The sequence below is a fragment of the Streptomyces sp. JLBJ103 genome, assembly GCF_058215575.1.
The window spans coordinates 5,318,246-5,343,071 of sequence record NZ_CM177089.1; the positions used below are offsets into that span (position 1 = coordinate 5,318,246).

A 24,826-nucleotide genomic window follows, 5' to 3' on the forward strand; every position below is an offset into this window, starting at 1 on the left:
GAACCGCCGGGCGGCGGGCTGGTCCGGCCGCCCGGCGCGTCAGGCGTCGGCGGACGCCGCCGCGCAGTCCCCACAGGTGCCGAAGATCTCGATGGTGTGGGCGACGTCCACGAAGCCGTGCTCGGCCGCGATGGCGTCGGCCCACTTCTCCACGGCCGGGCCCTCCACCTCGACCGCCTTGCCGCAGGAGCGGCAGACCAGGTGGTGGTGGTGCTCATCGCTGCTGCAACGGCGGTAGACCGCCTCGCCCTCCGTCGTGCGCAGCACATCGACCTCGCCGGCGTCGGCGAGGGACTGGAGGGTGCGGTAGACGGTGGTCAGGCCGACCGAGTCGCCGCGGTGCTTGAGCATGTCGTGCAGCTCCTGCGCACTGCGGAACTCGTCCACCTCGTCCAGCGCCGCCGCCACCGCGGCGCGCTGCCTGGTGGACCGGCCGCGTACTGGGGGACCCGCGGTCGCCACAGCTGCCTCCTCAACCTCGCGTGCTCCGTCGCCTTCGCCCGGCCATTGTGCCAGCTAACGCCGTGGCAAAGGACTAGACGAGTACATCGTCTCTCAGGGTGCACCTCTCCTCGGCCGCCGCGGCCCGCCGGGCGCGCGATTTCGCCAGGGGCGCGGCCAGGGCCGTGATCACGGCGAAGACGCCGATCGCGAGGACCACGATGCTCGCGCCCGGGGGCACGTTCTTGTAGAAGGAGAACACGGTGCCGGACAGGGTGACCACCACCCCGATCGAGACCGCGAGTGCCAGCGTCATGGCGAAGCCGCGGGTGGCCTGCTGGGCTGCCGCGACCGGGACCACCATCAGGGCGCTGACCAGCAGCAGCCCCACGACGCGCATGGCGACGGTGACGGTGACGGCCGCGGTGACGGCCAGCAGGAGATTGAGGGTGCGCACCGGGAGCCCGGTGACGCGGGCGAACTCCTCGTCCTGGCAGACGGCGAACAGCTGGCGGCGCAGACCGAGGGTGATCAGCATGACAAAACCGGCCAGCAGGCTGATCGCCACCACATCCTGCTGCGAGACCGTGGTGATCGAACCGAAGAGGTACGTGGTCAGGTTGGCGTTGGAGCCGTTGGGCGAGAGGTTGATCAGCAGAACGCCGCCCGCCATACCGCCGTAGAAGAGCATCGCGAGCGCGAGATCGCCGCGGGTCTTGCCGTACCAGCGGATCAGCTCCATGAGGACGGCGCCGAGGGCGGAGACTGCCACGGCGGTCCACACCGGGTTGGTGCCGGTCAGAAAGCCGAGGGCGACACCGGTGAGCGCGACATGGCCGATACCGTCGCCCATGATCGCCTGGCGGCGCTGGACGAGGTAGATGCCGACGGCGGGTGCGGTGATGCCGACCAGGACGGCGGCCAGCAGCGCCCGCTGCATGAAGGGGTAGGTCAGGAGCTCGAGCATCTCAGGTCAGCAATCCTGTCCGGATCGGTTCGGCGTCGGGCGCCGCATGGGGGTGGACGTGGTCATGGCCGGGCAGCGCATGCTGGCCGACGGCCTTGGGCGGCGGGCCGTCGTGGACCACGCAGCCGTCGCGGAGCACCACCGCGCGGTCGATCAGGGGCTCCAGCGGACCGAGCTCATGCAGGACCAGCAGGACCGTGGTGCCGCTCGCCACCTGCTCGCGCAGGGTCCCGGCGAGGACCTCCTGGCTGGCGAGGTCGACCCCGGCCATCGGCTCGTCCATGATCAGCAGTTCGGGTTCACCGGCGAGGGCGCGGGCGATCAGCACCCGCTGGTGCTGGCCGCCGGAGAGCGCGCCCACCGGGTCCTTGGCGCGGTCGGCCATGCCCACCAGCTCCAGGGCCCGCCGGACGGCCGCGCGGTCGGCCTTGCGCGGCGGGGCGAACCTGCGGCGGGCCAGCCGCCCCGCGGAGACGACCTCGCGGACGGTCGCGGGGACGCCGCTGGCGGCGGTGGTGCGCTGCGGTACGTAGCCGATCCGGGCCCAGTCGCGGAAGCGGTGGCCGGGGGTGCCGAACAGGGTGAGCTCCCCGCCGTTGAGCGGCACCTGACCGACGACGGAACGGACCGCGGTGGACTTGCCCGAGCCGTTGGCGCCCAGCAGGGCCACGACCTCACCGCGGTGCACGGACAGGTCGACACCGCGCAGTACGGGGCGCCCGCCGAGAGAGGCGGTGGCCCCGCGCAGGGATATGACCGGATCCGAGCGCACCGCCGACGTCTCGGGCCGGGGACTCTCCGCGGCGGGCTCTGCGTCGGGCCCCGGAGCGGGCCCCGAGGCGAGCCCCGAGGCGCCGGACGGGTCCGGCACGCGGGATTCCTCGGTGCGGGGTCGGGATTCCTTGGGCATGGATTCCTCCGTCACATCGCTCATCGGGCGCCCAGGGCCTTCCGCAGGGCCGCCAGGTTCGATCGCATGACCTCGAGATAGTCGTCACCCCTGGACGACTTCCCGATGCCCTCGAGGGGATCGAGTACATCGGTCCTCAGATGGAGATCGCCCGCGAGGGTCCTGGCCGTCCGGTCGCTGACGAGGGTCTCGAAGAAGACCGTGCGGACCTTGTCCTTCTTGGCGATCGAGTGCAGCTCGCGCATCCGGGCCGGGCTGGGCTCGGACTCGGGGTCGATGCCGGTGATGGCCTCCTGGCGCAGCCCGTAGCGCTCGGAGAGATAGCCGAAGGCGGCGTGGGTGGTGACGAAGGTGTCGGTGGTGCGGCCCTTCAGCCCGTCGCGGAAGTCCTTGTCGAGGGTGTTGAGCTCCTTGACCAGGGTCGCGGTGTTCTTCTTGTAGAGGGCGGCGTGGTCGGGGTCGGCCTTCTCCAGGGCCTTGCCGACGCCCTGGGCGACCTCCGCGTACCGGACGGGATCCAGCCAGATGTGGGGGTCGGCGGCGGCGTCGCCGGCGTGCGCCTCATGGCCGTGACCGCCGTGGTCTTCGTCACCCCCGTGGTCCCCGTGCTCCTCGTGGTCCGCCTCGCCCTCGTGCTCCTCGCCGCCGCCGTGGTCGTGGCCGTCGACCTCCGCACCGTGGTCCTCCAGCGTGGTGTACGACGCGGCGTCGGCGGTGTGCTTGGGCTCGGCCTGGCCGATGGCTCGGTCCACGGCGGGCTGGAGCCCCTTGAGGTAGACCACGAGCCCGGACTTGCTGAGCTTCGCCATCTGCTGCGGGCTGATGTCCAGGTCGTGCGGTTCCACGCCCGGTTTGGTCAGGGTGGACACGTTGATCTTGTTTCCGCCGATCCGCTCGGCGAGGAACTGAAGCGGATAGAACGACGCCACCACGTCCAGCTTGCCGTTCGTCCTTCCGTCTCCGGCGCTGAAGGAGCAGGCTGTGAGCGTGGTCAGGCCCAGCACCGCAGCCCCGATCAGGGCTGTAGCAGGGCTCGAGCGGCGTATGTTCATGACTCCCATTTTCAACAAAGTTGGAAATGATTGTCAACAAAGTGATTCCTGTCGATCACTTCGCCAACCGATTTGATCCAAGGGGTGCCGCCGCCGGTAACCTGAAGCATTCGCTTCGTCGTCCTCAATGTCGTCACAATGAAGAGAGCACCGTGGCCGCCGACAAGATCGACACCATCGTCAGCCTGAGCAAGCGCCGTGGCTTCGTGTACCCGTGCAGCGAGATCTACGGTGGCCAGCGCGCCGCCTGGGACTACGGACCGCTCGGTGTGGAGCTGAAGGAGAACATCAAGCGCCAGTGGTGGCGTGCCATGGTCACCTCGCGCGACGACGTCGTCGGACTCGACTCGTCCGTGATCCTGGCCCGTGAGGTCTGGGAGGCGTCCGGCCACGTCGCCACCTTCACCGACCCGCTCACCGAGTGCACCTCCTGCCACAAGCGGTTCCGCGCCGACCACCTGGAGGAGGCGTACGAGGCCAAGCACGGGAAGCTTCCCGAGAACGGCCTCGCGGACGTGAACTGCCCCCACTGCGGCAACAAGGGCAGCTTCACCGAGCCCAAGCAGTTCTCCGGGCTGCTCTCCACCCACCTCGGCCCGACCCAGGACTCCGGTTCGGTGGCGTATCTGCGCCCCGAGACGGCGCAGGGCATCTTCACCAACTTCCTCGCGGTCCAGCAGACCTCGCGCAAGAAGCCGCCGTTCGGTATCGCGCAGCTCGGCAAGTCGTTCCGGAACGAGATCACGCCGGGCAACTTCATCTTCCGCACCCGTGAGTTCGAGCAGATGGAGATGGAGTTCTTCGTCAAGCCGGGCGAGGACGAGACCTGGCACGAGTACTGGATGGACCAGCGCTGGAACTGGTACCGCGACCTCGGCATCCAGGAAGCCAACATCCGCTGGTACGAGCACCCCAAGGAGAAGCTCTCCCACTACTCCAAGCGCACCGCCGACATCGAGTACCGCTTCAGCTTCGGCGGCTCGGAGTGGGGCGAGCTGGAGGGTGTGGCCAACCGCACCGACTACGACCTGAAGGCGCACTCCAAGGCGTCCGGCCAGGACCTGTCGTACTTCGACCAGGAGGCCGGTGAGCGCTGGACCCCGTACGTCATCGAGCCCGCGGCGGGCGTGGGCCGCGCCATGCTGGCCTTCCTGCTCGACGCGTACGTCGAGGACGAGGCGCCCAACGCCAAGGGCAAGATGGAGAAGCGCACCGTGATGCGGCTCGACCCGCGGCTGGCGCCGGTCAAGGTCGCGGTGCTGCCGCTGTCCCGCAACCCGCAGCTCTCCCCGAAGGCCAAGGGGCTCGCGGCGGACCTGCGCAAGCACTGGAACATCGAGTTCGACGACGCCGGCGCCATCGGCCGCCGCTACCGCCGTCAGGACGAGATCGGCACGCCCTTCTGCGTCACCGTCGACTTCGACACCCTCGACGACAACGCGGTGACCGTGCGTGAGCGCGACACCATGAAGCAGGAGCGGGTCTCCCTCGACCAGATCCAGTCCTACCTGGGCGGCCGCCTCATCGGCTGCTGACCGGCGCCTTCGGGCGGCGGACACCGAACACCACGACGGGCTCCGGCACCGCGGACGAACTGCCGCGGGGCCGGAGCCCGTCGGCTCGGCAGGAACGGCAGGAACGGCAGGCAGGAACGGGGGGTTCACACACCGTGCGAGGCGTGACGCACCGCATCACCGCCACCCGCGAGGACGGCACCGTCTTCGAGGTGCGCTACGGCTACGGCCGGGGCCGCAGACGCCTGCTCGGCTGCCGTCACTGCGACTGGCAGGAGCGCATCACCCACGGCGGCGCCCGCCACAAGGGCCTGGACCATCTCGCCCAGGCCCATGGAGCCCTGGGCTCCCCCCGGATGACCGCCGCCCCCGCCGCCCGCCGTCAGACCGCACTGATCATGCTGGCGTGTTGTGCGATGGCCGCGGTGGTGGTGTGGTGGGCGGCGTCCCAGGGGTGACCCCGGCGGACCGCCGCACCCCGCCGAGCGCCAGCGCCGCGCACACCCCGGCCAGCGGCAGCTCCGCACAGACCGCCATCGCGACGGCCGCGGCCAGTTCACCGCCCGGGGCCGCCGTCACCGTGTCGAACCAGGCGTCCACCACGAGCAGCGCGGCGGTGGCGGCGGCGGTGAGCCGGTGGCGGTCGTCCCGGCGTCTGCGCAGCGCCGCGGTGGTGAGCAGCCCGAGCGCCTGGAGGGCGTCCAGGCCCACCCACGCGGCGTTCCAGTGCGTGACCCGGGCCGTCGAGGGCAGCGTGGTTCCCAGCACATACAGCCAGGGCAGCAGTGCCACCCCCGAGGCGAACAGCACCGACTCCGGCCGGATCCGGGCCGCGCGGGTGAGCCGCGCCCTTGGTGTGGGGCGGGCGGCCGGGGTGGTGGCGTACAGGGCGGCCATGAGTGGATCTCCTTCCGGGGCCCGCTCATCGGGCCTGCCCACCAGCTTTGTCGGCGCCATCGCCCTTGTCGGTCACGGCAGTTGCCGTCCTGGGGTGGTACTGGCTTCACCCCGTTTCCGGGCCTGAGCTCCAGAGCGCGGGCCGTCCTCAGGTCACTAGTAGTGCTTGGTCGGGTCGGTTGTGGTGTTGCGTGGCTTTCGGGTTCGTGTGGCGTTGAGGAGGAGTGACTCCTGACGGGATAGCTGCGGTGCGTGGTGAGTTGGAGGCGTTCGCGGCGGAGGTGTTCGAGCCGTTCGCGCGTGACGACCAGCGCCGGTGGGGCGAGGTGTATCTGCGGGGGCTGCTGACCGACGGCAAACGCAAGTCGGTCGAGCCGATGGCCGCTCGGCTCGGTGCGGACGGCAACCGGCAGGCCCTGGCCCACTTCATCACCACCAGCCCGTGGGATCCGGCCCACATCCGTGCCCGTCTGGCCTGGAAGATGGAACCGGTGATCCGGCCGACCGCGCTGATCTTCGACGACACCGGCTTCCTCAAAGACGGCAACGCCTCGGCGTGCGTGTCGCGGCAGTACATCGGCACCGCGGGCAAGGTCACCAACTGCCAGGTGGGCGTCTCACTGCACCTCGCGTCCGATCACGCCTCGGCAGCAGTCAACTGGAGGCTGTTCCTGCATCGGACCTGGGATCCCGCATCGCCGAAAGCGGATCCGGACAAGGTCGCCCGCCGCCAGTCCTGCGGTATCCCCGACGACGTCGGTCATGTGGAGAAGTGGCAGGGGGGCTCCCGGCCCGGCACGGGCCGTTCCGGCTGCAAGCGGATGTACTCCCGGTTCGTGGTCCCATTTCGAGGGCCGCACCTGGGGCGGCTGGCACCACCACGTCACCCTCGTCTCCGTCGCCCACGCCTTCTGCACCCTCCAGCGACTGGCCCGGGCCCCCAAAGACGCGGCGCCGGCCTGAGCCTCTACCAAGTCGTCCGCGAGCTCCAGACACTCCTCGCCCTCTGGACCGGCGCCTGCCCCACCTGCCACCGAGACATACCCATACCGATATCAACCTGACCAAGCACTACTAGCGCAAGACGCTCAGCGAGAAGCCTGCTGGACCGCGCACGGCTGTTGCGGCCAGGTCCCGGATCCGTTCGGTGGGGACGGGGACTCCGGGCGTCTCGAAGACCCAGCGCATCAGTTCCTCGGGGGTCATGCCGACTGGCATCCCCCCTACGTAAGGGAGGCAATACAGCGCCGTGTTCGGCCCGCTGCGCCAGCTTTCCGCAAGCGTGCCGATGTCCACCGCGTCATAACCGAGTCCGTCCAGCAGCTCCGCCGCCTCCTTCTTGGCGTCCGTGTCGTCGCTGGCGATGGGTAGCCCGCTGCGTTCGGGGGAACCAGCCGGGCGGGCCAGCGAGGCGAGCTGCTTGGCGCCGATGCTGTTGAACGCCTTAACCACGCGGGCGCCGGTCAGGTGCTGCTGCACGAGTTCGCTGGAGGTCAGCTCGTCATCGTCCAAGGCGGCGATGTGCCCATCGCGCTCGGGGTAGTAATTCAAGGTGTCGATGACTGTCTTGCCTGCGAGTTCTGCGCCCGGCAGCTTGTCGTAGGCGTGCAGCGGGACGGTGACCACGACGATGTCTCCGGCTTTCGCCGCTTCAGCCGGTGTGGCCGCACGGGCGTCGGCACCCAGTTCTTCGACGAGTTCCGCCAGGGTCTCGGGGCCTCGTGAGTTGCTGAGGACCACCTTCCAGCCGGCGTCGACGGCCAAGCGGGCGAGGGCCCCGCCGATCATGCCGCTTCCGATGAGTCCGAGGGTTCTGGTCACGTGTGTGCTCCGTCCGGAGGTGCGAGGTGCGGTACGAACCCGGCTCGGGCGCGCCCGACGGATACTGACTCACCTCTCTGATACTGAGTATCAGGATAGTAATTCAGTTTCTACAGTGCAAGGCAATCTCGAATTCGGGTACGATAGCCGGGTGACCGCAGCGCGAACGAGGACCCGGGACATTGCACGCAGCGCCATCCGCGAGGAGTTGGCGCAGGTGGCCGTCGGTCTGTTCCGGGACGAGGGCTTCGACAAGGTCACCCTGGACGACCTCGCGGGGGCCGCGGGGGTGTCCCGCAGCACCTTCCTGCGCTATTTCGGTACCAAGGAGGACGTTGTCCTCGGCGAGTTCGACCCGCTTGGAGATCTGATGGCCGAGGCCCTGCGCGTCCGGCCCAGCGACGAGGACGACTGGACCGCGCTGCGCCGCGCCTTCGATCCCGTGGTCGACCGCTTCTCCGAGCAGCCCGTCGCGACACGCTCACTGCTCCGGCTGGTGCAGCAGACGCCCGCGCTGTGCGCCCGGCTCCGGGAGAAGCACGTTGGCTGGCGCCCCCAGTTGATCGCCGTCCTGGCAGAGCGCTCCCCCGACACCTCCGCACTCGCCTCCCATGTGCAGGTGGCCGCCGCCCTTGACTGCCTGACCATCGCCCTGGAGCACTGGGTCGCCGACGACCACGTCCCGCTCACCACCCTCGCGGACGAGGCCTTCGCCGCGTTCACCGCCCGGTGAGGCACCGGTGGCCGCCGCCGCGCCACCGCTCCACACAGACAGCCCGCCGGACCGACGTTCGCCGCGCGCCTGAAGTGCAGTTCCTCGGCCAGGGCCGTACCGTGCGCCTCGCCGCCCACCGGCACCAGAGATCGGGGAGGAGCATGTCCATGGCCTGCGTTTTCATCACCGCTCGACCGACGGACTCGGTCTGGCGAGGCCCGTCTGCTCATCGAGCAGGGACACACCGTCACCGGCACGCCAGAAGTGAGCGCCGGGCGCAGCAAGTGCGCGAACGGCTTCCCGAGGCGGGGCGGTCTTCGTGGCCGATGTGTCGAGCAGGAAGCAGACCATCGGCCTGCCGAGCACGTCACGGCGAGGACGGACACGCGCACGTCCTCGCCGTGACGTGCTCGCCCCCTGCATCCTGACCTGCCTGACGCACCGCTCCGGGCGCCTGGTCTACCTCAGCAGCGGCATGCATCAAGGCGGTCGCGGCGACACCTTCGACCTCGACTGGGAGCGTCGGCCGTGGAACGGCCCTCAGGCGTACTCGGACAGCAAGCTGTACGGCGCCACCCCGGCGTTCGTCGGCGCCCGGCTGTGGCCGGGCGTACTGAGCAACGCGCTGGAGCCGGGTTGCGTGCTCACCAAGATGGGTGGCCCGGGGGCCCCGGACGACATCACGCAGGCTCTATTTTGGGGCGCGTCTGGCCGTCAGCGACGACCCCGAGGCCAAGGTCACCAGTCGGTACTCCTACCACCAGATTTTTCCGGCGCTCACCGTGCTGGACACGTGGTTCGAGGACGACGTGTCGGCGACCTCTGACGACGAAGCAGGTCCTTCTCGGCAGGGGTGTGGGTTCATGTGCCGAGCCGATGCACAGCCACACCACCCGGCCGCGGGCGCCGTCGACCACGAGACGCTCGCTCATCCGCGCGGACACCTCTGCGACCGCGCGGACCGTCGCAGCGTCCAGTTCCGGCCCACCGCCTCGATCAAGTGCGCCTCCAACACCGCCTGTTGGGCAGCCGACCCCGGCGGCGCGGCGATCCGTACGCCGTGCACGCCGGTGCGCCTCGCGGCCAGGCCGGCCAGGAACGGCGACGCGGCGTAGGCGCGCGAGGCGAGGCGGCCGGCCGCGTGGTGCTGCTGCGGACCGAGCCGGGGGTGACCGAGGCCGCTGCCGCGCAGGCCCAGCGCGTCCCAGTCCGTCTCGATGGTCACAGCGGGGCGCGGTACCAGCCACCAGCGGATGACCGGGATACCGTCGGCGCCGTGGACGGGGGCGGCGAGCGCGGCCAGCGTGCTGGGCACGCGGTGCGCGTGCTTCCCCATCGCCACCACCTGACCAAGGAGACCCGGTCCCGTGATCCCCTCGACCGCACCCGCTCACGCCCTGCGCGCCGTCACCGACGCCTACGCCGACGTCAAGCAGGGCAACCTTCACTCTGCGCTCGGTCACATGACACTTCTGGCTGACGCGTATGGGCTGCCGGCGGTCCGTGACCTCGCTACCGAGCTCGCCTGTGACCTCCACGCGCGCTGCCCGACGCGCTTCCGCAACCCCCTTGGCGGCGTGAACATCTCGGCCCTCGCCCCCGCCCGCACGGCTGACCCGCTCACCGTCCTCGACGTCGCCGCCCGAGCCAACCAGATGATGGGGCGCGGCCGGATGACGGCCTCGGACCTGGCGCACACCGAGGTCCAGATGCACGTCACCGAGGACGTCCGCCGCACCGTGCAGGCTGCGCTCAACACCGCCGCACACGGCCGCGAGCCGGTCACCGCCCACCTGGCCGCCCTCGCCACGCCCCAGCAGCTGTCTGCTGCCGGCGCCCTGCTGACCAACGGCCTCGTCGTCCTGCCGTAGCCCCGGCCACACCCGGTGGGGCGGGCGCTCGCTCGCCCCACCGGGTGTCGGCTCGCTCACCCGAACTCCCTGCTCCGCCCCGGAAGACCAGCTCATGACCTTGTACGGAATACCCCCGGCGCCCTTCCGCCGCGCCATGGCCCCGACACCGGCCGCGACCACGCCCGGCACATCGCCCGAGACGCCCTGGCCTGGTGGCTGGAGAACCGCGGCGGCACCAGTGACCTCCCCAAAGCCGTCGGCGCCCTCGCCGCCTTCGCTCTGGCAGCGCCGAGCAGCCCCTCCGGCCCCGACTACGGCCCGCTGCTCATCCCCCTGACCGACGAGGAAGCCACCGACGTCCTGCGTTCGGTATGGAACAACCTCTGGGCGTACAACCCTGTCCTGACCGAGGCCGCCCGACCTCTCCACGAATGGCTTGCCCACCCGAGCGACGACGACATCCGCGGACTGAGTGACTACACCCGACCCGCATCATGGTGCGCGCCGGCCTGCTGGAATACGCCAGCGACCTCACCCGCTGCCAGGACGAAGACCTGATCGGCCTGCTGGTCCAGGCATCGGGGCGGAGCCAGTTGCTCACGTCCACGGCCAGCACGATCCGCCCGTCGGCCGCCTTCGGCAGCGGCAGGCCGGCCAGCGTGCGGCGCAACCGCGTCGGCTCCAGCCAACCGCGGCCCAGAGCCGCATACAGCGCGCCATGCCCGCACCGGTGCTCGACCGCCAGCGACAGCTCGACCAGGGTCTTCACCGCCCCGTCCGCGCACAACACCGCGCCCGTGAGCTCGAAGAGCGCGTCCTGGCGGGCGTAGAGGCATTCATAGAACTCGACCCGAAAGCGGGACAAGATGCCCAACGCATCACCGGCGGGCGCATCGACCGGGAGACTCATACACAGCGGCCGTTCTCTCGTGCTTCGTGACTCGACATCTCGAAGCGTGGAGAACGGCCGCCCCTGCTGCCCCGGGAAGAACCGCAGATCAGCAGGTCGACTGACCTGCGGGGATAAACGTCAAGCTCAGTTGTGACGGAGCAGTGATCTTCAGGGGGCTGGGCTGCTTTGGTCTGGTGTTTCGTCTTTGGAGTGGGACTCGGGACGGCTGAAGTGGTTGCGTTCCGGCGTGATGGGCGTGGACTGGGTGTGCGTTCGGTTCGGTTGTTCGGGCGCTTGGCCTGCAGTTCAGTAAGCTTGGTCGGGTCGGTTGTGGTGTTGCGTGGCTTTCGGGTTCGTGTGGCGTTGAGGAGGAGTGACTCCTGACGGGATAGCTGCGGTGCGTGGTGAGTTGGAGGCGTTCGCGGCGGAGGTGTTCGAGCCGTTCGCGCGTGACGACCAGCGCCGGTGGGGCGAGGTGTATCTGCGGGGGCTGCTGACCGACGGCAAACGCAAGTCGGTCGAGCCGATGGCCGCTCGGCTCGGTGCGGACGGCAACCGGCAGGCCCTGGCCCACTTCATCACCACCAGCCCGTGGGATCCGGCCCACATCCGTGCCCGTCTGGCCTGGAAGATGGAACCGGTGATCCGGCCGACCGCGCTGATCTTCGACGACACCGGCTTCCTCAAAGACGGCAACGCCTCGGCGTGCGTGTCGCGGCAGTACACCGGCACCGCGGGCAAGGTCACCAACTGCCAGGTGGGCGTCTCACTGCACCTCGCGTCCGATCACGCCTCGGCAGCAGTCAACTGGAGGCTGTTCCTGCATCGGACCTGGGATCCCGCATCGCCGAAAGCGGATCCGGACAAGGTCGCCCGCCGCCAGTCCTGCGGTATCCCCGACGACGTCGGTCATGTGGAGAAGTGGCAGGGGGCCCTGGACATGGCTGACGAGGTCCGCTCGTGGGGCATCGATGTACCGCTGGCCATCGCGGACGCCGGATACGGCGACGCCGCCGCCTTCCGGCTCGGCCTGAACGCCCGTGGCATGCACTATGTGGTCGGGATCTCCACCACGCTGTCGGCCCAGCCCGGCGACGCCGAACCGGTGACGGCCCCGTATTCCGGGAACGGGCGCCCGCCGGTGCCGAAGTACCCCGACCCGGCCCGATCGGTGAAAGAGCTGGTCATCGCTGCGGGCCGCAAGGCCGCACGGCCGGTCCAGTGGCGGGAGGGCTCCCGGCCCGGCACGGGCCGTTCCGGCTGCAAGCGGATGTACTCCCGGTTCGTGGCCTTGCGGATCCGGCCCGCAGGACGCGAGATCCGCCAGGCCACCGACGGCCCCGTACTGCCCGAATGCTGGCTGCTGGCCGAGTGGCCCGCAGGAGAGAGCGAGCCGGTCCAGTTCTGGCTGTCCGACCTGCCCGCCGACACCCCGCTGACCACCCTGGTCCGGCTCGCCAAGCTCCGCTGGCGCATCGAGCACGACTATCGCGAGATGAAGCAGGCCCTGGGCCTGGCCCATTTCGAGGGCCGCACCTGGGGCGGCTGGCACCACCACGTCACCCTCGTCTCCGTCGCCCACGCCTTCTGCACCCTCCAGCGACTGGCCCGGGCCCCCAAAGACGCGGCGCCGGCCTGAGCCTCTACCAAGTCGTCCGCGAGCTCCAGACACTCCTCGCCCTCTGGACCGGCGCCTGCCCCACCTGCCACCGAGACACACCCATACCGATATCAACCTGACCAAGCACTACTAGGGTCACCGTTATGAAGATCATTGACGGGTCGCGTCGCCTGCGCAGGCAACTGCGGCCCGTGGCCGAGCGGTTGTGGCGCGACGCCGTGTTTGGTGTCGCGGGCATGGCGGTGCAGTTCGTGGCCTGGGCGGTGCCGATGACCGTGCCATGGCTGCTGTACGACGACTCCTCGTCCCTGCTGGCGGTCGTCCTCGCCCTCACCGTGCCGCTGGTCGTCCCGGCCGTGGCCACACCGCTGCTGACCCGGGTCCAGCGCCGCCGCTTCCATGCGCTGCTCGGCGTCGGGATCCCCGGACCCCGGGCGGCGTGGCGGCAGTTGTGGTACCACCTGCTGGCCGGACCGGCCGTCGGCTGGGGTGGGGTGCTGGCCGGCGCCCTGGCGCTCGTCGGTCTGGCGGCCACCACCGTCTATCTCTGGGTGTCGCTGCTGCCGTGGTCCTGGCGGGTGGCGCACCGGGGCTACTCGACCCAGGCCGCGTACGTCACGGCCGGCGGTCTGGTCGCGCTGGCCCTCGCCTGCTGGCTCACCCGCGCCCTGGTCCGCCTTGACACCTTCGCCGCGACCGCGCTGCTCGGCCCCGTCCCCGCCAAGGAGTTGGTGCGCCGGGTGGAGGATCTCACCGAGAGCCGCGCGGGGGCGGTCGACGCCGCCGACGCCGAACGCCGCCGCATCGAGCGCGATCTGCATGACGGCGCACAGCAGCGGCTGGTCTCCATGGCGGTCAACCTGGGCCTGGCCAAGGCGACCCTCAAGGATCTGCCCGAGGACGCGCGTCAGGTCATCGAGGAGGCGCACCGCGAGGCCAAGGGCGCCATCGAGGAGCTGAGCAATCTGGTGCGCGGGCTGCATCCGGCCGTCCTCGACGAACTGGGCCTCGACGCCGCCCTGTCCGGCATCGCGGCCCGCGCGCCGCTGCCGGTCCGGCTGCATGTCCATGTGCCCGAACGGGCCGCCCCGACCGTCGAGGCGGTCGCCTACTTCGTGGTCTCCGAAGCCCTCGCCAACATCGCCAAGCACGCTCGGGCGACGCGCGCCGATGTCACGGTCGTACGGACCGGGGACTCGCTGCGGGTCGTCATCTCCGACAACGGCGTCGGCGGCGCCGACGCCTCCCGGGGGAGCGGTCTGACCGGGCTGGCGAAGCGGGCGGGCTCGGTGGACGGTACGTTCGACATCCGCAGTCCCCGCGGGGGCCCGACCGTCATCACCGTGGAGCTGCCGTGCGTGCTGTGATCGCCGAGGATTCCGTCCTGCTGCGGATCGGCCTGGTCAAGGTCCTGGAGACCGCGGGGTTCCAGGTCATGGCCGAGACCGCCGACGCCGACGGACTGCTGACGGCTGTGGAGGAACACCGCCCGGACATCGTGGTGGTGGACGTCCGGATGCCACCGGGCTTCCAGGACGAGGGCGTACGGGCCGCCCTGCTCATCCGGCGGCAGTGGCCGGACACCGCGGTGCTGCTGCTGTCGCAGTACGTGGAGGAGCGGTACGCCGCGGATCTGCTGACCGAGCACACCAGCGGGATCGGATATCTGCTCAAGCAGCGGGTCGCGGATGTGGAGGAGTTCATCGACGCGCTGCGCAGGGTGGCGGGCGGCGGTACGGCGCTGGATCCGCAGGTCGTCGCCCAGCTGCTGGTGCGGCGCCACCGGGATCCGCTGGACCGGTTGACGCCGCGGGAGCGGGAGGTGCTGGAACTGATGGCGGGTGGCCGGTCGAACGCGGGGATCGCGGGGGAGCTGGTGATCAGTGAGAGCGCGGTGGCCAAGCACATCAACTCCCTCTTCGTGAAGCTGGATCTGCCCGTCGCCGACGCCGACCACCGCCGGGTGCTCGCGGTGCTGCGGTTCTTGGGCGTGCGGTAACGGCCGCCGCCGCGGCGGCCGTTGTCCCGCTCGGACCGTCACCCTCTCCGACCGTCACCCGGTCGGGCCGTCACCCGCGTCAGGCCACCGTCCGTGGCAGCCGCAGGCTCAGCACCGCCGTCACCGCGATGGTCGCCAGCTGGGCCGCGAGCGTGATCACCAGCGCGTCCCCCATGCCCATCGACGGTGCCAGGGAGAGGAACAGCGTGCCGAGCGTCGCCACGCCCAGCGCCAGCGCGGACTGCTGGGCGGTGACCATGACGCCGCTGCCCACTCCGGCCCGCTCGGTCGGCACATCGGCCAGCACGATCCGGAACAGCACCGGCAGTTGGAGCCCCTGCCCGAAGCCCGCGAGCGCGACACCCGGCAGCAGCCCCGCGATCGAGACGTCCGGCCAGTCGAGGCCCACGGCCAGCATCAGCAGCGCGATCCCCACCGCCTGCACCGCGCTGCCGACGGTGACCACCCGGCTGCCGTACCGGCCCACCAGCCGCGGTCCCATCAGCGAGGCCACGAAGAACGCGGTGGCCATGGGCGCCAGCGCCAGGCCCGCCGCCACCGGCCCGTAGCGCAGCCCCTGCTGCAACGCGACCGCGATGACGAACATGAAGCCGCCGAAGCCGATCGAGAACGGCAGCACCAGGGGCAGTCCGCGGCGCAGCCCGCGCAGCGCGAACAGACTCGGCGGCAGCAGCGGTGTCCGCCCGGCCCGGTCGGCGCGCCGCTCCACCACGTAGAACGCCGCCGCGGCGAACGGGAAGACGCCGAGCAGGAGCCACGTCCACAGCGGCCACCCGGCCGCGCGCCCCTCGGTGAGCGGCACCATCAGCGAGATCAGGGCGAGTGCCAGCAGCACGGTGCCCGGTACGTCCACCGGCGCGGGCCGCTCCGAGCGGGTCTCCGGCACCGTGCGCACCGCGAGCGCCAGACCGATCAGCGCGACCGGCACGTTCACCAGGAAGACCGCGCGCCATCCGGTGCCCGCGATGTCCGCGGCCACCAGCACCCCGCCCAGGATCTGCCCCGCGACCATCGAAAGGCCCGCCGTGGCGCCGTACATGGAGAGCGCGCGGGCGCGGCGCGAGCCGGTGGTGGAGGAGTGGATGGTGGCGAGCACCTGGGGAAGCATCAGTGCGGACGCGGCGCCCTGCGCCACCCGCGCGCCCACCAGGCTCCATGCGTTCGGCGCGAGCCCGCAGGCCAGCGAGGTCACCCCGAAGGCCGCCATCCCGGCCAGGAACAGCCTGCGCCGCCCGAAGGAGTCGCCCAGCCGTCCGCCGAGGACCAGCAGCACGGCGTAGGCCACGCCGTAACCGGCGACGACGAGTTCCAGCACGGCCGGGCCCGCGTGCAGATCGCGGTCCATGGCGGGCAGGGCGACGTTGACGATAAAGAAGTCGATCAGTGGGAGCGCCGCTCCCAGCAGTACGGTGAACAGCCCCAGCGGGGTCAGCGGCCCTCCGTCGGCCGTGGCCCGCGCCGTGGCCAGGGGAGCGGCGGTCCGGGTGGGTATCTCGGTTTCGGTCACGGATACGACGATCGCCGTTCGCTCAGACTGGTACCAGATTGTCTTTATCCTGGTAGTGGCAGTACCTGGCAACTGGCTGAGCCGGTACGGCACTCTGGATCCATGACCACACTGGTGCGGGACGAAGCGACCGGCAGCGGGGCCGAGATACGACGCGGTGAACTGGCCGCGTTTCTGCGCAGCAGACGCGAGCGGATCACCCCCGAGCAGGTGGGTCTGGTGCGCGGACGCCGCCGGCGCACCCCCGGGCTGCGCCGCGAGGAGGTGGCCCATCTCTCCATGGTGGGCGTCACCTGGTACACCTGGCTGGAGCAGGCCCGCGATATCCATGTCTCCGCGCAGGTGCTGGACGCCATCGCCCGTGCGCTGCTGATGGACCGCAGTGAGCGCGCCCATCTCTTCGCGCTCGCCGGGGCCATCGACCCGACCCCCGCCAGCGAGTGCACCGGGGTGTCGCAGGCGCTCCAGGACATGCTGGACCAGCTGGAGCCGTTCCCGGCCTGCGTCCAGAACAGCCGGTTCGATCTGCTCGCCTACAACCGCACCTACCGGCTGCTGCTGTGCGACCTCGAGCAGGTGCCCCTGGAGGACCGCAACGTCCTGTGGTTGGCCTTCACTCATGAGGGCTGGCGGACCAGCATGGTCGACTGGGACGAGGTGGTCCGGTCGATGGCGGCCAAGTTCCGGGCCGCGATGGCCGAGCATGTCGCGGAACCGTCCTGGAAGGCGCTGGTGAAGCGGCTGGAGGACACCTCACCGGAGTTCCGCGAGATCTGGGCGCGGCATGAGGTGCTGCGGCCCGCCGACAAGGTCAAGGTCTTCCGGCAGTCGCAGGTGGGCATGGTGCGGCTGTCCGCCACCAGCCTGTGGACCGGCCCCAGCCAGGGGCCCAAGCTGCTCACCTACAGTCCCGCGGACGCCGAGAGCCGTGAGCGCCTGGAGCGGCTCCAGGAGCTGGCGTCGGCCCCGGTCGCGTAACGGAGTCCCATTCGGAGTCCCGTTACGCCCCCCGCCTCACGTCTTCGCACCCGCCGACGTCTGCCCCGTCGGAGCCGCCTCCTCGAACAGGGCTGCCGCATGCCGGGTGGTGCGCTCAGCCCAGCGGCCGGTGGTCACCACCCCGAGCACCAGGATGAGGGCACCGCATCCGGCGATGATCCACCAGGCGGGCCGTGCGGCGTCCACGAACGCCGCGGCGGCCCTGGCCGAGACGGTGTGCCCGGCCGCACCCGCCGCCGAGGCGGCCCCCGCGGCCAGCACCGCGCCGATGACCGCGACCCCGAGCGAGGTGCCGACCTGGCGGCTGGTGGAGGCCACGGCGGCGGCGACCCCGGCCTGGGAGCGGGGCATCCCGGAGACGGCGGTATTGGTGATCGGGGCGTTGACCAGGCCGAAGCCGATGCCGAACAGAACAAAGCCGATCAGCAGCAGCGCATCGGTGGCCTCGGCGTCGAAGACCGCGAAGAGCACCCCGCTGGCCGCCATCGCCACCCCCGCGAGCACCAGCGGCAGCCGGGGCCCGACGGTGCCGACCAGCCGCCCCGACAGCGGCGCGCAGACGAAGCACATGAACGCCATCGGCAGGATCCACAGTCCGGCGCCCAGCGCGCTGAGCCCACGCACGTCCTGGAGGTAGAGCGTGTTCATGAAGAGGAAGCCGCCGAACGCCGCGAACGCGCTCACCGCGACCACGGTGGCGCCGCTGAACGGAGCGCTGTGGAAGAACCGCACATCGATCAGCGGCTCGGTGCGCCGCCGCTCGTAGTGGATCAGCCCGGCGAGCGCGGCGGCGGAGATCGCCGTGCAGGTCAGGATCAGCGGGGAGGTCCAGCCCCGGTCCGGTGCCTCGATGATCGCGTAGGTGAGAAAGCCGAGGACGGCCATGACCAGCAACTGACCGACGGGATCGGCCCGGCGCGGCTTCGGGGCGCGGGACTCCGGCACATAGCGCGCGGTCAGCACCAGCGCCGCGATCCCGAGCGGAAGGTTTATCCAGAAGATCGAACGCCAGCCGACCGACTCGACCATCAGTCCGCCGACGATCGGCCCGGCGGCCATGCTGATGCCGACCACTCCGCCCCACACCCCGATGGCGCGGGCCCGCTCCCGGGGCTCGGTGAAGGTGTTGGTGATGATCGACATCGCGACCGGGTTGAGCATCGAACCGCCGACCGCCTGCACCATCCGGAAACCGACCAGCGCCTCCAGACTGGGCGCGAGACTGCACAGCGCCGAGCCGAGCGTGAAGATCACCAGCCCGGCCTGGAAGGTGCGCCGCCGTCCCACCCGGTCCGCCGTGGAGCCCGCGAGCATCAGCAGGGAGGCGAGGACGAGGGTGTAGGCGTCGATCGTCCACTGCATCCCGGAGACGGAGGCGTGTAGCTCGCCCCGCATCGAGGGCAGTGCGACGTTGAGGACGGTGTTGTCGAGGCTGACGAGCAGCAGGCTCATGCAGCAGATGGCCAGTACGAGCATGCGTCGCCGATGACTCAGCTCACCCATGGTTGAACGTTACATCGATAGGGGCGGTGTGCCCGTCAGAACCGCTCCGCGGATCCCTTCCGCACGGCGGCGGGCCCGCATCGGCGGGCGCGGGACATCCCGGCTCGCCGGTGCGGGACAATGAGAGGTCCGGCCCAGTCGTTCCGGCCCGGTCGCCCCGCCCGGCGTTCCAGGCCGGCGGTCCCGGCCCGGTCGTTTCCATTGTCGTACCGCGAGGAAGCTCACTCCATGACGCAGCCGCAGTTGCAGTTCGGACCGCACACGGTCCAGCCACCGGTCGTGCTCGCACCGATGGCCGGGATCACCAACGCGCCGTTCCGCACACTGTGCCGGGAGTTCTCGGGCGGCAAGGGGCTGTTCGTCAGCGAGATGATCACCACCCGGGCGCTGGTCGAGCGGGACGCCAAGACCATGCGGCTGATCCACTTCGACGGCACGGAGAAGCCGCGCTCGATCCAGCTCTACGGGGTGGACCCGGTGACCGTCGGCAAGGCGGTCCGCATGATCGTGGACGAGGGCCTGGCCGATCACATCGACCTCAACTTCGGCTGCCCGGTGCCCAAGGTCACCCGCAAGGGCGGCGGTTCCGCGCTGCCGTACAAGCGCCATCTGCTGCGTGCCATCCTGCGCGAGGCCGTGTCCGGCGCGGGCCCGCTCCCGGTGACCATGAAGATGCGCAAGGGCATCGACGACGACCACATCACCTACCTCGACGCGGGCCGGATCGCCGTCGAGGAGGGGGTCACCGCCATCGCGCTGCACGGGCGCACGGCGGCCCAGCACTACGGCGGCACTGCCGACTGGGAGGCCATCGCACGGCTGAAGGAGGCCGTTCCCGAGATCCCGGTGCTGGGCAACGGCGACATCTGGTCCGCCGACGACGCGCTGCGGATGATGCGCGAGACCGGCTGCGACGGCGTGGTCGTCGGCCGCGGCTGTCTGGGGCGGCCCTGGCTCTTCGGCGACCTGGTGGCCGCCTTCGAGCCGGATGGCGGAGCCGGGTCCGCGCGCCCCACCCTCAAGGAGGTGGCGGCCGTGATGCTGCGCCATGCCGAGCTGCTGACCGAGTGGCTGGAGGACGAGGAGCGCGGCGTCATCGACTTCCGCAAACACGTCGCCTGGTACACCAAGGGCTTCTCGGTCGGCTCCGAGATGCGCAAACGGCTCGCGATCGCCTCCTCGCTGGCCGAGCTGGACGCCCTGCTCGCCGAACTCGACCTGGACCAGGAGTGGCCTCCCGGTGCCGACGGCCCCCGCGGCCGCACCTCCGGCCGCAACCGCGTGGTCCTGCCGGACGGCTGGCTCAACGACCCCTGGGACCACGCACATGTGAGCGCGGACGCGGAGCTGGACACCTCCGGCGGCTGAGGCGGGGGCCCAGGGCCAGGTTCCGGACAGGGCGCGCCGTGTCCCGTTCGAGAGGTGTAGGACCCCGCTACGACCCCGCTCACCTGCACTTCGCTCATCTGAGCGACACCCCTCTCGTTGTATCCAAAAGGCGAGACGGAGCCGCCCGTAAGGGCGTGATTCTCGCCACTCTGATCAGGGTCTCGCTCAGATGAGCGGCTTCTTAGTGGAGGCCCCCTGGGTCAAGCCCGCTCTCACCTCTCCAATACGTGGCACTGAGTGCCACCTTGTTGATGTTCGATACATCCAATAAAAAGTTACTCAGAGTGAGGAAAACGGAATCAGTCCATGCGGAGCGTGGGCATGTGTTCGACTCTTGAACAGTCGGCAAAATCACGCCGCTTTGGCGCCGCACTTTCGAACGCGTGGCAGGCGGGTGGTTACAGCCGAATGACGGTGGAGTGGACATGCTCAGGTGCCTTCGATCTGGGTACGCTCCCCGCCGTCAGGGCAGCCGAGCCGAGGAGACCGAGTCCCGTGTCGGAAACACAAGATCAGCAGAAGTTCGTTTACGACTTCACCGAGGGCAACAAGGATCTCAAGGACCTGCTCGGCGGGAAGGGAGCCAACCTCGCCGAGATGACCAATCTCGGTCTCCCCGTGCCACCGGGATTCACCATCACCACCGAGGCGTGCAAGGTCTACCTCGAAAGCGGTTCGGAGCCCCCGGCCCTGCGGGACGAGGTGGCCGCGCACCTCGAGGCCCTCGAGACCAAAATGGGCAAGAAGCTGGGCCAGGCGGACGACCCGCTGCTGGTATCCGTACGCTCCGGCGCCAAGTTCTCCATGCCCGGCATGATGGACACCGTCCTCAACATCGGGCTCTCCGACGAGTCCGTCGTCGGTCTGGCCGCGCAGGCGGGCGACGAGCGGTTCGCCTGGGACTCCTACCGCCGTCTCATCCAGATGTTCGGCAAGACCGTGCTCGGCGTGGACGGTGACCTCTTCGAAGAGGCCATCGACGAGGCCAAGAAGGCCAAGGGCGTCGTCGTGGACGTCGACCTCGACGCGGCCGACCTCAAGCGGCTGGTGGCCGAGTTCAAGGACATCGTCGCCAAGGAGACCGGCCGCAGCTTCCCGCAGGAGCCGCGGGAGCAGATGGACCTCGCCGTCCGCGCCGTCTTCGACTCCTGGAACGGCGACCGCGCCAAGCTGTACCGCCGTCAGGAGCGCATCCCGCACGACCTGGGCACCGCGGTCAACATCTGCTCCATGGTCTTCGGCAACCTCGGCCCCGACTCGGGCACCGGTGTCGCCTTCACCCGTGACCCCGCCAGCGGCCACCAGGGCGTCTACGGGGACTACCTCCAGAACGCGCAGGGCGAGGACGTGGTCGCGGGTATCCGCAACACGGTTCCGCTCGCCGACCTCGAGCAGATCGACAAGCGGTCCTACGACCAGCTGATGCAGATCATGGAGACCCTCGAGACGCACTACAAGGACCTGTGCGACATCGAGTTCACCATCGAGCGCGGCAAGCTGTGGATGCTCCAGACCCGCGTGGGCAAGCGCACCGCCGGCGCCGCCTTCCGGATCGCCACCCAGCTGGTGGACCAGGGGCTGATCGACGAGGCCGAGGCGCTGCGCCGGGTGAACGGCGCGCAGCTCGCCCAGCTGATGTTCCCGCGCTTCGACCTGAAGGTCGCCGACGGCGACACCGTGCAGCGGATCGGGCGCGGTATCGCCGCCTCCCCGGGTGCCGCGGTCGGCAAGGCGGTCTTCGACTCCTACACCGCCGTCAAGTGGTCGCGCTCGGGCGAGAAGGTCATCCTCATCCGCCGGGAGACCAACCCCGACGACCTCGACGGCATGATCGCGGCCGAGGGCATCCTGACCTCCCGCGGTGGCAAGACCTCGCACGCCGCCGTGGTCGCCCGCGGTATGGGCAAGACCTGTGTGTGCGGTGCCGAGGAGCTCGAAGTCGACACCAAGCGCCGCCGGATGACGGCCCCCGGCCGGGACGGCAAGGACGCGGTGGTGATCGAGGAGGGCGACGTCGTCTCGATCGACGGCTCCTCCGGCAAGGTCTACCTCGGTGAGGTCCCGGTCGTGCCCTCCCCGGTGGTGGAGTACTTCGAGGGCCGGATGCACGCCGGTGCCGACGAGGCCGACGAACTGGTCAGCGCGGTGCACCGGATCATGGCCTACGCGGACCGGGTACGCCGGCTGCGGGTCCGCGCCAACGCGGACAACGCCGAGGACGCCTCCCGCGCCCGCCGGTTCGGCGCCCAGGGCATCGGCCTGTGCCGCACCGAGCACATGTTCCTCGGTGAGCGCCGGGAGATGGTCGAGAAGTTGATCCTCGCCGACACCGACGAGGATCGCGACACCGCCCTCGAGGAGCTGCTGCCGCTCCAGAAGGACGACTTCGTCGAGCTCTTCGAGGCGATGGACGGACTGCCGGTCACCGTACGGCTGCTGGACCCGCCGCTGCACGAGTTCCTGCCCGACATCACCGAGCTGTCGGTGCGCGTCGCGCTCGCCGAGTCCCGCAAGGACCACAACGAGAACGACCTGCGGCTGCTCCAGGCCGTGCACCGGCTGCATGAGCAGAACCCGATGCTGGGTCTGCGCGGCGTGCGCCTCGGCCTGGTCATCCCCGGTCTGTTCGCCATGCAGGTACGGGCCATCGCCGAGGCCGCGGCCGAGCGGCTGGGCGCCAAGGGCGACCCGCGCGCCGAGATCATGATCCCGCTGGTCGGCACGGTCCAGGAGCTGGAGATCGTCCGCGAGGAGGCCGAGCAGATCATCGAGGAGGTCGAGCGGGCCCGGGGCGTGGACCTCAAGCTCACCCTCGGCACCATGATCGAGCTGCCGCGCGCCGCGCTGACGGCCGCTCAGATCGCCGAGTCGGCCGACTTCTTTTCCTTCGGCACCAACGACCTGACCCAGACCGTCTGGGGCTTCTCCCGCGACGACGTCGAGGCCAGCTTCTTCACCGCCTACCTGGAGAAGGGCATCTTCGGGGTCAGCCCGTTCGAGACCATCGACAAGGACGGTGTGGGCGCCCTCGTACGGGACGCCGCGCAGGCCGGCCGGGCCACCCGCCCCGACCTCAAGCTGGGTGTGTGCGGTGAGCACGGTGGCGACCCGGAGTCCGTCCACTTCTTCCACCAGGTGGGTCTGGACTACGTCTCCTGCTCGCCGTTCCGTATCCCGGTCGCGCGCCTTGAGGCGGGCCGCGCGGCGGTGAGCGGCTGACGGACCACCGGGGTATGGCCGGGTAAACCCTCAGCCCGACAACGGCCCCGGATCTCAAAGGGGGCGGCACCTTGTGCGGAGGTGCCGCCCCCTCCTTTCTGGCCTGCACTCACCCACCGGATATGTGGCTGACGTGCGATAACAACTCTCAGTAGTTCCCGGCGATTCCCGGTGTTTCTCACGGTCATGTGCCCCGGATGTGCCCCGGGGCATGCCATCGCTATCCCTTGGTGCCACCGGAAGCGTCGGTGCCGATCGGAACGCCCCGAGACCACAGTTCCTCGCAGTGCTCCGCGAAGCGAGAGAACATGCCCCCATCACCGTGACGTCGCAGATGCATGAGCGGTGAATCGTGGCCGACGAGCCGCGCAAGGTGCGGGGTGACGAGCGCTTCATCGTCGAAGCGGAAGACGGAGAGGGAGACGTGGTTCATGGCGTCAACCGGCGCTGAGAACCGCGCTTCGATTCCCTCGACGTCGCCGATCCTGGCCAGCTGTTCCAAGCTCATCCTGATGCGAGCGGAGACCGTCAGAGCGACGTCTTCGATGTCCTCCCGCTGACGCGTTACCGCCCCGTCCGGGTCACCGAGCAGGAGGCGGACTCGACAACCGCCCTTCGCCTTCCTGCGCAGAGTGTCAGCGAGCGCCGGAACCTGGGTCCACAAGAAGTAGGAGGTGAAGCCACCGAAGAACAGTTCCTCAGTCGCATCGGTGATGAGGTCGGCCCAGATGGTAGAGGGACACGCGGACCTGTACGGATAGCTCTGCACGATCTCCCGGGCGCCCCCGGTCTTCAGCCGCTCCCTGACAGCCTTCGGCCACAACATCTGTGTTTCAACTCCCAACGCCTCGCAGGCGTCTTCCCTATTTCTGGCGTGCGGGACCAGCTCTTCGTCTGCGATCCACCGTTCCACGGTCTTGCCGGAGACTCCCACGCGGAGCGCCAGTTGCCTAGGAGATAAGCCAGCAGAGTCTATAGCGGATCGTAGGGCCGTATTCAAGGCTCCTCCTGGGGACGTTTGGGCGTTCTCCGATGATAGGGCTGAGGCGGCCCAACTGTCTCTGTATGGCCGGAGATACGTCGCTCGTCGCCCGTCAGGCTGGGACGTCAGAGACCCCCGCGACCGTGCAGCCGGTCCGGGGGCTGGCCACCAGCCTGACAGGAGCTGATGACGTGATCGACCTTATCCGGTGTGCGCTCGAATGGGTGAGTGCGGTTTGCGCCTTACGGCCGCGGGGCCGTCACCGGGCCGTCCCCGTGCTGTATCCGGCGCCTTCCCGGCCCGTGGCGGGGACCTCCCCGACGGCCAGGCCCCGTTCGACGCCCCTTCGCCGGGACGCCGACTCGCCAACTCTCAAACTGCACACGGTCCCCGTGCCGCTGGACGGTGAGCTGCCCGCGATGGTGCGGCCCTACGTCGTTGCCCACGAGCAACGGCAGCAACAGCAACACACCAGCCCTCCCCGCGTAAAGCTGATCTTTGCCCCGCACGGCATGGTGGTGATC

At 69.9% G+C, this 24,826-nt stretch carries 20 protein-coding genes and 2 pseudogenes; 11 read left to right on the top strand and 11 right to left on the bottom strand.

The features are described from left to right. Positions 1 to 39: 39 nt before the first annotated feature. The 4 genes from AC4BEG_RS23430 to AC4BEG_RS23445 all read right to left on the bottom strand — a co-directional run bounded on the left by AC4BEG_RS23430 (position 40) and on the right by AC4BEG_RS23445 (position 3,370). A complete protein-coding gene (locus AC4BEG_RS23430) occupies positions 40 to 462 on the bottom strand; it encodes a Fur family transcriptional regulator (protein WP_490701706.1) in 423 nt (140 codons plus the stop codon). Between the two features lie 73 nt (positions 463 to 535). Beyond that, complete coding sequence (locus tag AC4BEG_RS23435) at positions 536 to 1,408, bottom strand: metal ABC transporter permease (RefSeq protein WP_490701707.1); 873 nt, start codon at positions 1,406 to 1,408, stop codon at positions 536 to 538. Position 1,409: 1 nt separating this feature from the next. Further along, positions 1,410 to 2,318, bottom strand: a complete 909-nt coding sequence (locus AC4BEG_RS23440; RefSeq protein ID WP_490701708.1) for a metal ABC transporter ATP-binding protein — start codon at positions 2,316 to 2,318, stop codon at positions 1,410 to 1,412. A 20-nt stretch (positions 2,319 to 2,338) separates the two neighbouring features. Continuing rightward, positions 2,339 to 3,370: a metal ABC transporter substrate-binding protein gene (locus AC4BEG_RS23445; RefSeq protein ID WP_490701709.1), complete on the bottom strand. Its 1,032-nt coding sequence runs from the start codon at positions 3,368 to 3,370 to the stop codon at positions 2,339 to 2,341. A 152-nt stretch (positions 3,371 to 3,522) separates the two neighbouring features. Here AC4BEG_RS23445 and AC4BEG_RS23450 point away from each other — a divergent pair, with 152 nt between their 5' ends. Together AC4BEG_RS23450 and AC4BEG_RS23455 are read left to right on the top strand one after the other, a co-directional pair. Beyond that, the gene (locus tag AC4BEG_RS23450; protein WP_490701710.1) at positions 3,523 to 4,905 is read left to right on the top strand and encodes a glycine--tRNA ligase; all 1,383 of its coding nucleotides are present in this window, start codon (positions 3,523 to 3,525) and stop codon (positions 4,903 to 4,905) included. 143 nt (positions 4,906 to 5,048) lie between these two features. Continuing rightward, the gene (locus AC4BEG_RS23455; protein WP_490701711.1) at positions 5,049 to 5,342 is read left to right on the top strand and encodes a hypothetical protein; all 294 of its coding nucleotides are present in this window, start codon (positions 5,049 to 5,051) and stop codon (positions 5,340 to 5,342) included. On the opposite strand, the gene AC4BEG_RS23460 is transcribed toward AC4BEG_RS23455, so the two are convergent. After that, entirely contained in the window at positions 5,281 to 5,781 is a 501-nt protein-coding gene (locus AC4BEG_RS23460; protein WP_490701712.1) for a hypothetical protein, read from the bottom strand. The two genes, AC4BEG_RS23455 and AC4BEG_RS23460, sit on opposite strands and share 62 nt — an antisense overlap. A 281-nt stretch (positions 5,782 to 6,062) precedes the next feature. Here AC4BEG_RS23460 and AC4BEG_RS23465 point away from each other — a divergent pair. Beyond that, positions 6,063 to 6,500, top strand: a pseudogene (locus AC4BEG_RS23465) (IS701 family transposase); the annotation flags it as partial. Between the two features lie 355 nt (positions 6,501 to 6,855). Here AC4BEG_RS23465 and AC4BEG_RS23470 read toward each other — a convergent pair. Beyond that, positions 6,856 to 7,602, bottom strand: a complete 747-nt coding sequence (locus AC4BEG_RS23470; protein WP_490701713.1) for an NADPH-dependent F420 reductase — start codon at positions 7,600 to 7,602, stop codon at positions 6,856 to 6,858. 151 nt (positions 7,603 to 7,753) lie between these two features. On the opposite strand from AC4BEG_RS23470, the gene AC4BEG_RS23475 reads away from it, so the two are divergent. After that, positions 7,754 to 8,335, top strand: a complete 582-nt coding sequence (locus AC4BEG_RS23475; protein WP_490701714.1) for a TetR family transcriptional regulator — start codon at positions 7,754 to 7,756, stop codon at positions 8,333 to 8,335. A gap of 910 nt (positions 8,336 to 9,245) precedes the next feature. On the opposite strand, the gene AC4BEG_RS23480 is transcribed toward AC4BEG_RS23475, so the two are convergent. Beyond that, positions 9,246 to 9,653 carry a hypothetical protein gene (locus AC4BEG_RS23480; RefSeq protein WP_490701715.1) on the bottom strand — a complete coding sequence of 136 codons (408 nt, stop codon included), beginning with the start codon at positions 9,651 to 9,653 and terminating at the stop codon, positions 9,246 to 9,248. A gap of 31 nt (positions 9,654 to 9,684) precedes the next feature. On the opposite strand from AC4BEG_RS23480, the gene AC4BEG_RS23485 reads away from it, so the two are divergent. Then, positions 9,685 to 10,188 carry a hypothetical protein gene (locus tag AC4BEG_RS23485; protein ID WP_490701716.1) on the top strand — a complete coding sequence of 168 codons (504 nt, stop codon included), beginning with the start codon at positions 9,685 to 9,687 and terminating at the stop codon, positions 10,186 to 10,188. A 547-nt stretch (positions 10,189 to 10,735) separates the two neighbouring features. Here the strand turns inward: AC4BEG_RS23485 and AC4BEG_RS23490 are convergent. After that, a pseudogene (locus AC4BEG_RS23490) lies at positions 10,736 to 11,080 on the bottom strand (transposase); the annotation flags it as partial. Positions 11,081 to 11,435: 355 nt separating this feature from the next. Between AC4BEG_RS23490 and AC4BEG_RS23495 the strand changes: the two are divergent. The 3 genes from AC4BEG_RS23495 to AC4BEG_RS23505 all read left to right on the top strand — a co-directional run bounded on the left by AC4BEG_RS23495 (position 11,436) and on the right by AC4BEG_RS23505 (position 14,682). Then, complete coding sequence (locus AC4BEG_RS23495; protein WP_490701717.1) at positions 11,436 to 12,701, top strand: IS701 family transposase; 1,266 nt, start codon at positions 11,436 to 11,438, stop codon at positions 12,699 to 12,701. Positions 12,702 to 12,826: 125 nt separating this feature from the next. After that, complete coding sequence (locus tag AC4BEG_RS23500) at positions 12,827 to 14,050, top strand: sensor histidine kinase (protein ID WP_490701718.1); 1,224 nt, start codon at positions 12,827 to 12,829, stop codon at positions 14,048 to 14,050. Further along, positions 14,038 to 14,682, top strand: a complete 645-nt coding sequence (locus tag AC4BEG_RS23505) for a response regulator transcription factor (protein WP_490701719.1) — start codon at positions 14,038 to 14,040, stop codon at positions 14,680 to 14,682. Before AC4BEG_RS23500 ends, AC4BEG_RS23505 begins: the two co-directional genes overlap by 13 nt. Positions 14,683 to 14,761: 79 nt before the next feature. On the opposite strand, the gene AC4BEG_RS23510 is transcribed toward AC4BEG_RS23505, so the two are convergent. Beyond that, complete coding sequence (locus tag AC4BEG_RS23510; RefSeq protein WP_490701720.1) at positions 14,762 to 16,210, bottom strand: MFS transporter; 1,449 nt, start codon at positions 16,208 to 16,210, stop codon at positions 14,762 to 14,764. A gap of 102 nt (positions 16,211 to 16,312) precedes the next feature. Between AC4BEG_RS23510 and AC4BEG_RS23515 the strand changes: the two genes are divergently transcribed. Next, a complete protein-coding gene (locus AC4BEG_RS23515; protein ID WP_490701721.1) occupies positions 16,313 to 17,188 on the top strand; it encodes a helix-turn-helix transcriptional regulator in 876 nt (291 codons plus the stop codon). 36 nt (positions 17,189 to 17,224) lie between these two features. Here AC4BEG_RS23515 and AC4BEG_RS23520 read toward each other — a convergent pair whose 3' ends face one another. Further along, positions 17,225 to 18,712, bottom strand: coding sequence for an MFS transporter (locus AC4BEG_RS23520; protein WP_490701722.1), 1,488 nt, complete (start codon positions 18,710 to 18,712; stop codon positions 17,225 to 17,227). Positions 18,713 to 18,940: 228 nt separating this feature from the next. Between AC4BEG_RS23520 and dusB the strand changes: the two genes are divergently transcribed. After that, the gene (gene dusB / locus AC4BEG_RS23525; protein ID WP_490701723.1) at positions 18,941 to 20,080 is read left to right on the top strand and encodes a tRNA dihydrouridine synthase DusB; all 1,140 of its coding nucleotides are present in this window, start codon (positions 18,941 to 18,943) and stop codon (positions 20,078 to 20,080) included. Positions 20,081 to 20,596: 516 nt separating this feature from the next. Further along, entirely contained in the window at positions 20,597 to 23,320 is a 2,724-nt protein-coding gene (ppdK, locus tag AC4BEG_RS23530; RefSeq protein WP_490701724.1) for a pyruvate, phosphate dikinase, read from the top strand. Between the two features lie 220 nt (positions 23,321 to 23,540). On the opposite strand, the gene AC4BEG_RS23535 is transcribed toward ppdK, so the two are convergent. Further along, on the bottom strand, positions 23,541 to 24,320 hold the full coding sequence (locus AC4BEG_RS23535) for an XRE family transcriptional regulator (protein WP_490701725.1): 780 nt from the start codon (positions 24,318 to 24,320) through the stop codon (positions 23,541 to 23,543). Positions 24,321 to 24,826: the final 506 nt, after the last annotated feature.

Excerpts from the sequence above, each read along its gene's own strand:
- AC4BEG_RS23515 (WP_490701721.1), top strand. The coding sequence starts at position 16,313 with ATGACCACACTGGTGCGGGACGAAGCGACCGGCAGCGGGGCCGAGATA.
- AC4BEG_RS23440 (WP_490701708.1), bottom strand. The coding sequence starts at position 2,318 with ATGCCCAAGGAATCCCGACCCCGCACCGAGGAATCCCGCGTGCCGGAC.
- AC4BEG_RS23480 (WP_490701715.1), bottom strand. The coding sequence starts at position 9,653 with ATGGGGAAGCACGCGCACCGCGTGCCCAGCACGCTGGCCGCGCTCGCC.
- AC4BEG_RS23520 (WP_490701722.1), bottom strand. The coding sequence starts at position 18,712 with ATGGGTGAGCTGAGTCATCGGCGACGCATGCTCGTACTGGCCATCTGC.
- AC4BEG_RS23460 (WP_490701712.1), bottom strand. The coding sequence starts at position 5,781 with ATGGCCGCCCTGTACGCCACCACCCCGGCCGCCCGCCCCACACCAAGG.
- AC4BEG_RS23435 (WP_490701707.1), bottom strand. The coding sequence starts at position 1,408 with ATGCTCGAGCTCCTGACCTACCCCTTCATGCAGCGGGCGCTGCTGGCC.
- AC4BEG_RS23500 (WP_490701718.1), top strand. The coding sequence starts at position 12,827 with ATGAAGATCATTGACGGGTCGCGTCGCCTGCGCAGGCAACTGCGGCCC.
- AC4BEG_RS23445 (WP_490701709.1), bottom strand. The coding sequence starts at position 3,370 with ATGAACATACGCCGCTCGAGCCCTGCTACAGCCCTGATCGGGGCTGCG.
- dusB (WP_490701723.1), top strand. The coding sequence starts at position 18,941 with ATGACGCAGCCGCAGTTGCAGTTCGGACCGCACACGGTCCAGCCACCG.